Origin of the sequence: Micromonospora sp. NRRL B-16802, from assembly GCF_001279555.1 — a bacterium.
GTDB lineage: Bacteria > Actinomycetota > Actinomycetes > Mycobacteriales > Micromonosporaceae > Micromonospora > Micromonospora profundi.
In genome coordinates this window covers 194,560-206,199 of sequence record NZ_LGEB01000002.1, presented here as the reverse complement: position 1 = coordinate 206,199, position 11,640 = coordinate 194,560, and the positions used below count along the sequence as shown (strand labels likewise).

Sequence of the window (11,640 nt, the reverse complement as noted above, 5' to 3'; positions counted from 1 at the left end):
TGGCGCAACCAACACGCCCAACCCAAAACCGGATACGCGATCAACTCCAAGATCCGCCATCCCGATTACCCGTTCAAGGCCGCATGACGAGGCACTAGCCCCTGATGTCGGACCGTTCGCCTACGGTCGGGGTCAGGGGGCAGCGACCGCGCCCCACAGCGAGGGGGCACAGTGTTCACAGACACCAGAGCGTTCAGCGGGTTCTCGGTGGATGACGTCGACGAGGCCCAGCGGTTCTACGGCGACACCCTCGGCCTGCGCGTCACCCGTGACGATGCGATGGGCGGGCTGCTGACCCTGCACATCGCCGGGGACCGGCCCATCCTGGTCTACCCGAAGCGTGACCACACGCCGGCGACCTACACGGTGCTCAACTTCCCTGTCGACGACGTGGACCGGGCGGTCGACGAGTTGACCGCGCGCGGGGTGCGCTTCGCCCGCTACGACGGGATGCCGCAGGACGAGAAGGGGATCATGCGCGGGCACGGCCCGACGATCGCGTGGTTCACCGACCCGGCCGGCAACGTCCTCTCCGTCCTGGAGCAGTAGGCCACGCCGCGAGGCGCGCTGTCAGTCGAGCAGGGAGTCCAGGCCGACGGTGAGGCCGGGGTGGTTGCGCACCTCGCGGACGGCCAGCAGCACACCGGGCATGAACGACACCCGGTCGTACGAGTCGTGCCGGATGGTGAGCGTCTCGCCGGTGGTGCCGAAGAGCACCTCCTGGTGGGCGACGAGGCCTGTGGCGCGGACGGCGTGCACGCGTACCCCGTCGATGTCGGCGCCCCGCGCGCCCGGCACCTCGTCCCTGGTGGCGTCGGGCACAGGGCCGAGGCCAGCCTCGGCGCGGGCCTGGGCGATCTGCCGTGCGGTGTGCGTGGCGGTGCCGCTCGGCGCGTCCAGCTTGCGCGGGTGGTGCTGCTCGATGATCTCGACGGACTCGAAGTAGCGGGCGGCTCGCGCGGCGAACTGCATCATCAGCACCGCGCCGATGCCGAAGTTGGGTGCGATCACCATGCTGACGTCGGGCTTGCCGGCCAGCCAGCCGCGTACCTGCTCCAGCCGCTGCTCGGTGAAGCCGGTGGTGCCGACGACAGCGCTGATGCCGTGCTCGACGCACCAGCGGAGGTTGTCCATGACGGCGTCCGGCGTGGTGAAGTCGACGACGACCTGAGCACCGGCACCGGAGACGGCGGAGAGGTCGTCGCCCTGGTCGACCGCTGCCACCAGCTCGAGATCGTCGGCGGCGTCGACCGCCTTGCAGACCTCGATGCCCATCCGCCCCCGGGCACCGAGCACACCGACCCGCAGCGGCTCGCCCGGGTTCCTCTCCTGCGTGTCCGTCACGGGCCACAACCTACCAATCGGGACGTGAGCGTCCTGCCGGACGGGGTACGCACCCACCATCCGGGAGCACGCCCTGACCGACGCCCCGGTTACGCGAGCGACGGGTGACCGACGGCGGTGCGAGCACCGGCGGCGGTTTTCAGGCGGAGAAGTCGCCGGCGCCGAACGGGCCGACCACTGCCAGCGACATCGGTCGGGCCAGCAGCTCCGCGGCGAGCGTGTTGACGTCGGCCACTGTGACCTCGTCGACGCGGCGCAGCAGCTCGTCCACAGGCATCAGGTCGCCGTAGAGCAGCTCACCCTTGGCGAGGCGACTCATTCGGGAGCCGGTGTCCTCCAGGCCGAGCACGAACGAGCCCTTGCTCATCCCCTTGCCCCGGGCCACCTCCGCCTCGGTCAACCCGTCGGCGGCGACCCGGGCCAGCTCGGCGCGGGTCAGGGCCAGCACCTCGTCCACCTTGCCGGGCGCGCAGCCGGCGTAGACGGCGAACAGGCCGCTGTCGGCGTACTGGCTGGCGTAGGAGTAGACCGAGTACGCGAGGCCGCGCTGCTCACGGATCTCCTGGAACAGGCGGCTGGACATGCCGCCGCCGAGCACGTTGTTGAGCACCCCGAGGGCGAAGCGCCGCTCGTCGATGCGGTCGATGCCGGGGCAGCCGAGGATGACGTGCGCCTGCTCGGTCTCCTTCGGCTCGACCACTGTGGTGGCCGGCTTGGTGCGTACCGCAGGGGTGGCCGCGCGGTGTGGTGCCGGTGCGGCCGGGTCGCTGTCCAGTGGTGTGCCGCGCACGGCCTGGCGGACCAGCTTGACCACCGTGGCGTGGTCGAGGTTGCCGGCTGCGGCGATGACGATCTGCGGTGCTGTGTAGCGACCCCGGTAGAAGTTCTGGATCTGCCGGCGGGTCATCGGCGTGACGGTCTCCTCGGTGCCGGAGATCAGCCGACCGAGGGGGTGGTCGCCGTAGACGGCTCGGGCGAAGAGGTCGTGCACCTCGTCACCGGGCTCGTCGTCGTGCATGGCGATCTCCTCCAGGATCACGCCACGCTCGGTCTCCACGTCGGCCGGCTCCAGCAGGGAGTCGGCGACCAGGTCGCACATCACGTCGATCGCCAGCGGCAGGTCCTCGTCCAGCACGCGGGCGTAGTAGCAGGTGTATTCCTTCGTGGTGAAGGCGTTGGTCTCGCCGCCCACCGCCTCGATCTGCGACGAGATCTCCAGGGCGGTGCGCTTGTGGGTGCCCTTGAACAGCAGGTGCTCAAGGAAGTGCGCGGCGCCGGCCTGGGGACGGGTCTCGTCCCGCGAGCCCACCGCCACCCAGATCCCGAAGGACACGCTGCGCATCGCCGGAATCGCCTCGGTGAGCACGCGCAGACCGCTGGGCAGCACGGTACGACGTACCGTGCCGCCCAGCGGGTCGTCGCTGAGGGTCCGGGTCACCGCGCGGGCGGAGCCGCCGGAGCGGCCCGTCCCGGTGTCCCGGGCTCGGCTCGACTCACTGGCTTGCCAGCCAGTCGAGGCCACCCCCCGTCGATCCGGTGGAAACGGCGCACTGAAGGCCCGACTCACGTGTTGCTCCCGGCTCGACGAGGGGTGGGTGTTGCGGGTACTGGAGGTCAGCTGTGCCGGGTCCGGCGGCGCGGACGCTCGCCGCCCTCGCCACCCTCGCCGCCACCGTTGCCGCCGCCCTCGCCACGCTCCGGGCCACGGCCGCCCCGGTCGCCGCCACGCTCGCGGTCGCCCCGGTCACGCGGACCACGGTCGCCCCGGTCGCGGCTGGCCGGCCGGTCGCCACCGGCGGCCTCACCGGCGGCGGGCGCCTCGGCGCCCTCCGGGCGGACCTTGTCCAGGTAGATCTTGCCGCGGGCGTCGATGTCCGCGATCTCGACCTCGACCCGGTCGCCGACGTTGAGGAAGTCCTCGACGCGCTCGACCCGCTTGCCGTCGCCGACCTTGGAGATGTGCAGCAGACCGTCGCGGCCGGGCAGCAGCGAGATGAACGCCCCGAACGCGGCGGTCTTGACCACCGTGCCGAGGAACCGCTCGCCCTGCTTCGGCAGCGTCGGGTTGGCGATCCCGTTGATCCGGTCGACGGCCGCCTGGGCCGACGGGCCGTTGGTGGCGCCGACGTAGATCGTGCCGTCGTCCTCGATGGAGATCTCGGCGCCGGTCTCGTCCTGGATCGCGTTGATGGTCTGCCCCTTCGGGCCGATCACCATGCCGATCTTGTCGACCGGGATCTTGACGGTGGTGACCCGCGGCGCGTAGTCGGACATCTCGGCCGGAGCCTCGATCGCCGCCTTCATCACGCCGAGGATGACCTGCCGGGCCTCGTTGGCCTGCTGAAGCGCGGCGGCCAGCACGTCCGACGGGATGCCGTTGAGCTTGGTGTCGAGCTGGAGCGCGGTCACGAACTCCGGCGTGCCGGCGACCTTGAAGTCCATGTCACCGAACGCGTCCTCGGCACCGAGGATGTCGGTGAGCGTCACGTACTGGGTCTTGCCGTCCACCTCGTCGGAGATGAGCCCCATCGCGATGCCGGCGACCGGCGCCTTGAGCGGCACACCCGCGGAGAGCAGGCCCAGCGTCGACGCGCAGACCGAACCCATCGAGGTGGAGCCGTTGGAGCCGAGCGCCTCGGAGACCTGCCGGATGGCGTACGGGAACTCCTCGCGCGACGGCAGCACCGGGATCAGCGCGCGCTCGGCGAGAGCACCGTGGCCGATCTCGCGACGCTTCGGCGAGCCGACCCGGCCGGTCTCACCGGTCGAGTACGGCGGGAAGTTGTAGTTGTGCATGTAGCGCTTGCGGTTCTCCGGGGACAGCGTGTCCACCATCTGCTCCATGCGGAGCATGTTCAGCGTGGTGACGCCCAGGATCTGGGTCTCGCCCCGCTCGAACAGCGCCGAACCGTGCACCCGGGGCAGCACGCCGACCTCGGCGGTCAGCGTACGGATGTCACGCGGGCCACGGCCGTCCATGCGGACCTGCTCGCGCAGCACGCGGTTGCGCACCTCGGACTTGGTCAGCGACCGGAAGGCGGCGCTGAGCTCCTTCTCCCGACCCTCGAACCGGGCGCCAAGCTCCTCGGCGACCCGCGTCTTGACCCGGTCCAGGGCCTCCTCGCGGTCGGCCTTGCCGGCGATGGTGATCGCCTCGGCCACGTCGGCGCGGGCCACGTCGGAGACGGCGGCGTACACGTCGTCCTGGTAGTCCAGGAAGACCGGGAACTCGGAGACCGGCTTGGCGGCGACCTCGGCCAGCTCGCTCTGCGCGCGGCACAGCTCACGGATCGCGGGCTTCGCGGCCTCCAGGCCGCTGGCCACGACCTCCTCGGTCGGGGCGGTCGCGCCGGCCGAGATCAGGGCGACGGCGTTCGGCGTGGCCTCCGCCTCGACCATCATGATCGCGACGTCGCCGTCTTCGAGCGTGCGGCCGGCCACGACCATGTCGAAGGTGGCGCGAGCCAGCTCCTCCAGGGTCGGGAAGGCGACCCACTGGCCATCGATGTGGGCGACCCGGGTCGCACCGATCGGGCCGGAGAACGGCAGGCCGGAGAGCTTCGTCGACATCGAGGCGGCGTTGATCGCCACGACGTCGTACGGGTGCTGCGGGTCGAGCGCGAGGATGGTCTCGACGACCTGGACCTCGTTGCGCAGGCCCTTGACGAACGACGGGCGCAGCGGACGGTCGATCAGCCGGCAGGTGAGGATCGCGTCCTCGCTGGGCCGACCCTCACGGCGGAAGAACGAGCCGGGGATGCGGCCCGCGGCGTACATCCGCTCCTCGACGTCGACGGTCAGCGGGAAGAAGTCGAACTGCTCCTTCGGCTGCTTGCCGGCGGTGGTGGCGGAGAGGACCACCGTCTCGCCCAGCTGCGCGATGACGGAACCGGCGGCCTGGCGGGCCAGCCGACCGGTGGAGAAGGTGATCTCGCGGGTGCCGAAGGACCCGTTGTCGATCACGGCGGTGCGGGATTCGGTGCCGAGTTTGGTCTCGGTCATGTGCTGTAGTGCTCCTTCGCGTCGTGGGCCCACGACATCGGGGAGCTGCTCAGCCGGCCGGTCTTCGATCGAAGCGCCCGGGTGGCCGGCATGATGCCGGGATTCCCGGGGGCCACTACCGGAGACCGGTACGCTGACCGGCTCCCTGTCGGGTGGTCGCGCGGCCCGTGTTCTTCAGGTGGGACGCGGTACGGGGGAGCGGCCGGTCGGCCACTCCCCCGTCACGTCACCGGCGCAGGCCGAGCCGCTCGATGAGCGACCGGTAGCGGGCAATGTCCTTCTTCTGGACGTAGTTGAGCAGCCGACGGCGACGGCCGACCAGCAGCAGCAGCCCACGGCGGCTGTGGTGGTCGTGCTTGTGCACCTTCAGGTGCTCGGTCAGCTCGGCGATCCGCTTGGTGAGGACCGCTACCTGGACCTCCGGCGAACCGGTGTCGCCCTCGGCGGTCGCGTACTCCGCGCGGATGCTGGCCTTGGCTTCCTGGTCGAGCGCCATGTTCTCCCTGTTTCGATGGGTTGATCAAGTGGGTGTCCGTCGTCCAGCTGGACCGGTAACGGACCGGTACCTCGCACCCGCGGCGTCGAGCAGGCACGCGAGGCCCCACGCCGGTCACCCGACGTCCCGGCAAGACTACCAGCCCCCGGCGGAACCGCCCGGTGAAGGGCTCGTCGGGAGCGGCGCGATCCTCCCGCGGTGATCAGCTCAAGGCGCGCCGGGTGCGTGCGACGTCCTCTTCGATCTGGGCGATCAACGGCTCGACCGAGTCGTACCGGACCTGACCACGCAGGTGCGTCACGAAGTCCAACGCCAGCCGCTCACCGTAGAGGTCACCGTCGAAGTCCAGCGCGTACGCCTCCACACGTCGCTCCCGGCCGGAGAACGTCGGGTTGGTGCCCACCGACACCGCCGACATCAGCGGCTCGCGCTGCCCCCTGCGGATCAGTCGGGCCGCGTACACCCCGTCGGCGGGAACCGCCGCGTACCTGTGGCAGAGCAGGTTGGCGGTGGGGAAGCCCAGCACCCGGCCGCGCTGGTCGCCACGGACCACCACCCCCTCCACCCGGTGCTGACGGCCCAGCGCGGCGGCGGCCGCCCCCACGTCACCCGCGTCGACGCAGGATCGGATGTACGTGGAGGAGAAGACAGTGCCGTCCTGCGTGACGAGTGGGGCGTCCTCGACGCCGAAGCCGAAGGTCTGGCCCAGCCGCTCCAGCAGCGCCACGTCGCCGGCAGCCCGGTGCCCGAAGCGGAAGTTGCTGCCCACCACCACCAGTGCCGCGTGCAGGTGCTCGACGAGGATGTCGTGCACGAACTGCTCGGGCGGCAGCCGGGAGAACTCCGGGGTGAACGGCACCACGCAGAGCACGTCCACGCCGAGCGCCTCGATCAACTCGGCCTTGCGGGCCGGTTCGGTGAGCACCGCCGGGTGGGAGCCGGGCCGGACCACCTCGGCCGGGTGCGGGTCGAACGTGACCACCACCGACTGCACGCCCAACTCCCGTGCCCGGGCCACGGCGTGCCCGATGGTCGCCTGGTGCCCCTTGTGCACGCCGTCGAACACGCCGATGGTGACGACCGAGCGCCCCCAGCCACCGGGCGCCGCGTCGTACCCCCGCCACCGCTGCATGCCGTTCCTCCCCTGCAAGGAAGGGCCCCCTTCTAACGCCTGGTGTAGAGGAAGGGCCCCTTATTAACCACTGGCCAGGCGGCTCCGCGCCAGACTGCGCCGTAGCTGCCTGCACTCGCCGTCAGGCCGGGGCGAGCACGATCTCCGCTCGGGCCCGACCGTCCCGCTCGCTGACGATAGCGATCAGACCTCCGGCCGGGCCGAAGACGGCGTACGGGCCGGTGAGGCCGGCCGGATCCAGCGGCCCGCCGTGGGCGAGCACCCGCGCCTCGTCGGGCGTCGCCTCCCGCCGCGCGAAGAACCTGTCGGCCGCCGCGTCCAGTGGCAGGTTCACCACGTCCGGGGCGCGCTGCTCCAGCTCGTCGAGGGTGGCCGCCTCAGCGAGGGTGAAGCCACCCACGGCCGTACGGCGCAGCGCGGTCAGGTGCCCACCGACACCGAGCGCCAGGCCCGCGTCCCGTGCGATCGCCCGGATGTACGTCCCCGAGGAGCACGTCACGGCCACGTCCACGTCGACCACGTCAGGTGTGTCGCGGTGGATCTCCAGTACGTCCAGCTGGGAGATGGTGACCCGCCGGGCGGGAAGTTCGACGCTCTCCCCGTCCCGGACCCGCTTGTACGCCCGCTGCCCGTCGATCTTGATGGCGCTCACGGCGCTGGGTCGCTGGTCGACCTCGCCGCTGAGCGCGTCCAGTGCGGCCCGGATGGCATCGTCGGTGACCTGGCCGGCGGGGGTGGTGGCGATCACATCGCCCTCGGCGTCGTCGGTGACTGTCGCCTGGCCGAGCCGGATGGTGCCGGTGTAGCTCTTGCCGGCGCCGATCACGTAGGTCAGCAGCCGGGTGGCGCGACCGACGCCGATGACCAGCACGCCGGTGGCCATCGGATCGAGGGTGCCGCCGTGCCCGACCCGTCGGGTCTTCGCCAGCCGGCGGATCCGCGCCACCACGTCGTGCGACGTCATGCCGCCGGGCTTGTCGACAACGATCAGACCATCGGTGCTCACGTCGGCCAAGCCTGCCAGACGCGGGCCCCGGTCAACGGACGGCCCCGACCACCGCCCACCTGCCGTCGCGCAATCGCAGCAGCAGGGCGACCAGGCGGATCACCACGAACAGGGTGAGCCCGGCCCAGATCCCGCCCAGCCCCAGGTCGAGCGCATAGGCCAGCCAGATGGCCGGCAGGAAACCGCCGACCGCCGCCACGATTGTGAGGTTGCGCAGGTAGACGACGTCGCCGGCGCCGATCAGCACGCCGTCGAGGGCGAACACCACCCCGGCCAGCGGCAGCATGACGACGAACCACGGCCACGCCACCATTGCCTGTTCGCGTACCTGCGGGTCGGAGGTGAACCACGACGGTACGACGCCCGCGCCTGCGGCGATGAGCAGCGCGAAGGCGACGCCGCAGACGCCGCCGAGCAGCCCGATCCGGCGGGCCAGCGCCCGCGCGCCCGCGTCGTCCCCACCGCCGAGGGCAGCGCCCACCAGGGACTGCGCGGCGATGGCCAGCGCGTCGAGCACCAGCGCAGTGAAGAACCAGAGTTGCAGGGCGATCTGGTGCGCGCCGACGGCGGCGGCGCCGAAGCGGGCGGCGACGGCTGTCGCGGAGAGGAAGCTGGCCTGGAACGCCACGCCGCGGATCAGCAGGTCCCGGCTGAGCACCAACTGCTGGCGGATCACCCGCGGTCGGGGCCGCAGCGACACCCGCTCGGAGATCAGCGCCGCCGCGAAGAGCACCCCGCAGAGCGTCTGCGCGACGACGTTGGCGATCGCCGACCCGATGAGGCCCAGCCCGACGGGATAGACAAGCAGCGGGCACAGCAGCGCGGAGAGCAGGTTGGGCCCGAGCACGAAGAGCAGTGGGCGACGGGTGTCCTGCACGCCCCGCAACCAGCCGTTGCCGGCTGCGGCGAGCAGCAGGCCGGGGGCGCCGAGGGCCGCGATCCGCAGCCAGTGTGCGGCGGCGTCGGCCACCTCGCCACCACCGCCTGCGAGGGTACGCGCGAGCGCGCCCCCGCCGAACTGCATCCCGACCGCGATCAGCAGTCCGACGCCGAGCGCCAGCCAGGACGACTGGACTCCCTCGGCCACGGCTGCCGCCCGGTCGCCGGCGCCGAATCGGCGGGCCGAGCGGCCTGTGGTGCCGTACGCGACCACGGTGCCGACCCAGGCGGTGAGTGTCATCACAGTGCCGCCGATGGCGAGCGCGGCGAGCGGCACCCGGCCGAGGTGCCCGACCACTGCCGTGTCGACGAGCACATAGAGCGGCTCGGCGGCGAGCACGACGAGGGCCGGTAGGGCGAGTGCGGCGATCCGGCGCGGCGAGGCTGGCTCGTTGGTGGCCGCCGCGGTGCCGGTGAGGGCTGGCTGGTTCATCGCCGCCGATCCTGGCACGGCCCTTGTAAGGAGCACAAGAGGAGTGATTGCTTACGCATCCCTCGCTCGGCGTGAACAGCGAAGGGATCGATGCCCTCGGAGGCGGGACCGAGAGCGTTCCACTTGCGGAGGTCATTACCCTGGTCGGGACTCCCACTCCCGTGGTTCACATTTTGACAGCGATAGGGCCTACATTGAGCAGCAACTATCCCCCGCACGAAGGGCAACAGCCCGACCCCAACGTCACACCCTGGAGCGGGCCGCCAGCTCCGCAGCAGGGCGGGTACCCCTCCTACGAGCAGCCCCCGGCTCCGCAGTACGGTGCCCCGGCGCCGCAGTACGGTGCCCCGATGCCCCCGCCGCAGTACGGCGTTCCTGTTCCGCCGCCGAAGAAGTCGAACAAGGGCCTGGTCATCGGCCTGGTCGCCGGCGCGGTGGTCCTGATCCTCGCGGTCTGCGGCGCCGGAATCGGGCTCCTGGTCGCCTACGGCGGCGACGACGAGCCCACGACCGTCGCATCTGCCAGCCCCACCTCGGGCACCGATGGCGGCAGCTCGCCGGACCCGGCGGCCACCCCCACGCCCGGCCAGTCGGCTCCGCCGAACGACAACAACTCGATGACGGCCCGGTTCTCCAGCGACCTGTCGAACGTCTGCGAGGGCAGCCAGATCCTCAACGCGGCCCCCTACAACGGCCCGTCCGGCGCCAAGGCGTACACGTTCTCGAACAACCCGGACCGGCCGACGTTCTGGTCGTCGAAGTTCGTCGGCTCGACGAAGCCGTACTACGCCAAGAGCAGTGAGTACGAGAGCGTGTCGGTGGTCGGCTGCCTGAAGTTCGAGGAAGGCAGCCAGGGCACGCCGAAGAAGTGCCAGTACAAGGACAGCTCGCAGAAGCAGGTCACCGTCGACTATGTCTCGTCGCGCTACACCCTGACCTTCTACGCGGCCAAGACCGCTGAGAAGATCGGCGACGGCGGCACCGTGACCGCCCCGGCGAGCCGGTGCCCGAGCGTCATCTCCTACGACAAGTCCACGATGAGGGCGTACGCGGCCCCGGACTCCGGAACGATCGAAGCCGCCCTGGACAAGTTCCTGTCCTGAGCGGCTCCTGCGGGCGGCCGGGAAATACGGGGAAACCGGCCGCCCCGGCCGTCATGTCGGCCGGCGGCAACGAGTGGGACATCAAAACGAACGGGCGGTGACGCTGTCGATGCCGGCATCGACGTCGTCACCGCCTGTCGCTTCGGGTCACTGACGGGTGTCCATCGAGGTCTGCAGTGCGCGGCGAGCCTGCTCGCGGGCGTCGTCGGTGGTCTCCGGCTTGGGCTTGTTCGGCATGGTGGCGCTCCTTCCAGGGTGCGAGCCGCCGGCACGCGGCGACCCTCACGGGCGGTCGTACTGAACGCCCCACGGCAGTCCGGGGTTACCGGAACAGCCGGCTGGGCCGCGTGAGCCCGGGTCGGTCTGACCCTGGAGGAGGGCAGCGCGAGGTGTGGCGCCACCACCCACGACCTGCGCCGCAGCGCGCCGCAGGCCGTCTCCCAAGTTATCGTTCAGGTCGACCAACTGCTTAGGGTTCCCGCCATCTGGACGGCGCACGACCCGGCTCAGCGGGCCAGGAAATGCCACCCCAGCCACCACCAGAAACCGAACAGACCGATCCGGCCCACCGGCACCGGACCCACCTCGTAGCGCATCACGTACGCGCAGACCTCACCCATCGTGGGGATCCGGGAGCCCTCCCGGCGTGCCAGCCACTCGACCACGCCGAAGAGCACGAGCGCCACGAGGAAACCGCCGATAGCCAACGCCCGCATCATCGCCGCACCAGCCCCCAGAACGCGGCCAGCCAGGCAAACCAGGCAGCCGAGCGGGTCAAGTGGTCTTCCAGCAGCGGATCGGCCAGCCGCGAGAAGGTGGGAAAGTCATCGCCGACGGCCAGCACGAAGGTGGCACCCTCGAAGACGCCGAAGATCACCGCCGGCACCGCCCACCACGCCGCCCCCGCACCCAGCCGACGCGGCGCCGGCCGCCGTGGCACGCGGTTGCTCAGACCGAGCCAGATCAGCACCCCGCCGGTGCCGAGCGTGTAAAGATTGGCCTCGGTCGAGAACGACGGGAACCGGCCACCGACGAGTGACAGGCAGACAAGAACCGGGACGGAGACGGCGGGCCGGTCCCAGACTCGGGTGGCCTCCATCGTGAGGTCGTGCGGCTGCTCCATCCCGCAATTCTTCCCGGTCAACCTGAGTGCCGGAAGACCGACACCCCCCGGAGCTGACCCTG

11 protein-coding genes are annotated in these 11,640 nt (G+C 71.0%); 2 read left to right on the top strand and 9 right to left on the bottom strand.

Annotation, left to right across the window (positions count from 1 at the left end):
• Nucleotides 1-171: 171 nt before the first annotated feature.
• A complete protein-coding gene (locus ADK66_RS04075) occupies nt 172-549 on the top strand; it encodes a VOC family protein (protein ID WP_053652521.1) in 378 nt (125 codons plus the stop codon).
• Between the two features lie 21 nt (nt 550-570).
• Here the strand turns inward: ADK66_RS04075 and dapB are convergent, their stop codons facing one another.
• The 7 genes from dapB to ADK66_RS04040 form a co-directional block, all read right to left on the bottom strand.
• A complete protein-coding gene (gene dapB, locus ADK66_RS04070) occupies nt 571-1,353 on the bottom strand; it encodes a 4-hydroxy-tetrahydrodipicolinate reductase (RefSeq protein ID WP_369814756.1) in 783 nt (260 codons plus the stop codon).
• A gap of 130 nt (nt 1,354-1,483) precedes the next feature.
• A complete protein-coding gene (locus ADK66_RS04065) occupies nt 1,484-2,911 on the bottom strand; it encodes a pitrilysin family protein (RefSeq protein WP_053652519.1) in 1,428 nt (475 codons plus the stop codon).
• Between the two features lie 47 nt (nt 2,912-2,958).
• A complete protein-coding gene (locus tag ADK66_RS04060; RefSeq protein ID WP_053652518.1) occupies nt 2,959-5,346 on the bottom strand; it encodes a polyribonucleotide nucleotidyltransferase in 2,388 nt (795 codons plus the stop codon).
• Between the two features lie 226 nt (nt 5,347-5,572).
• Nucleotides 5,573-5,842 carry a 30S ribosomal protein S15 gene (rpsO, locus tag ADK66_RS04055; RefSeq protein WP_030337594.1) on the bottom strand — a complete coding sequence of 90 codons (270 nt, stop codon included), beginning with the start codon at nt 5,840-5,842 and terminating at the stop codon, nt 5,573-5,575.
• A 202-nt stretch (nt 5,843-6,044) separates the two neighbouring features.
• Entirely contained in the window at nt 6,045-6,974 is a 930-nt protein-coding gene (locus tag ADK66_RS04050; protein ID WP_053652517.1) for a bifunctional riboflavin kinase/FAD synthetase, read from the bottom strand.
• Nucleotides 6,975-7,095: 121 nt separating this feature from the next.
• Nucleotides 7,096-7,980 (bottom strand): tRNA pseudouridine(55) synthase TruB, encoded by an 885-nt coding sequence (truB, locus tag ADK66_RS04045; protein ID WP_053652540.1) that lies wholly within the window; start codon nt 7,978-7,980, stop codon nt 7,096-7,098.
• 31 nt (nt 7,981-8,011) lie between these two features.
• On the bottom strand, nt 8,012-9,352 hold the full coding sequence (locus ADK66_RS04040; protein WP_053652516.1) for an MATE family efflux transporter: 1,341 nt from the start codon (nt 9,350-9,352) through the stop codon (nt 8,012-8,014).
• A gap of 350 nt (nt 9,353-9,702) precedes the next feature.
• On the opposite strand from ADK66_RS04040, the gene ADK66_RS04035 reads away from it, so the two are divergent.
• A complete protein-coding gene (locus tag ADK66_RS04035) occupies nt 9,703-10,455 on the top strand; it encodes a hypothetical protein (RefSeq protein ID WP_231639888.1) in 753 nt (250 codons plus the stop codon).
• A gap of 506 nt (nt 10,456-10,961) precedes the next feature.
• On the opposite strand, the gene ADK66_RS04030 is transcribed toward ADK66_RS04035, so the two are convergent.
• Both ADK66_RS04030 and ADK66_RS04025 read right to left on the bottom strand, forming a co-directional pair.
• A complete protein-coding gene (locus ADK66_RS04030) occupies nt 10,962-11,171 on the bottom strand; it encodes a DUF6186 family protein (protein WP_197281407.1) in 210 nt (69 codons plus the stop codon).
• Complete coding sequence (locus tag ADK66_RS04025; RefSeq protein WP_053652513.1) at nt 11,171-11,578, bottom strand: hypothetical protein; 408 nt, start codon at nt 11,576-11,578, stop codon at nt 11,171-11,173. Before ADK66_RS04025 ends, ADK66_RS04030 begins: the two co-directional genes overlap by 1 nt.
• Nucleotides 11,579-11,640 lie beyond the last annotated feature (62 nt).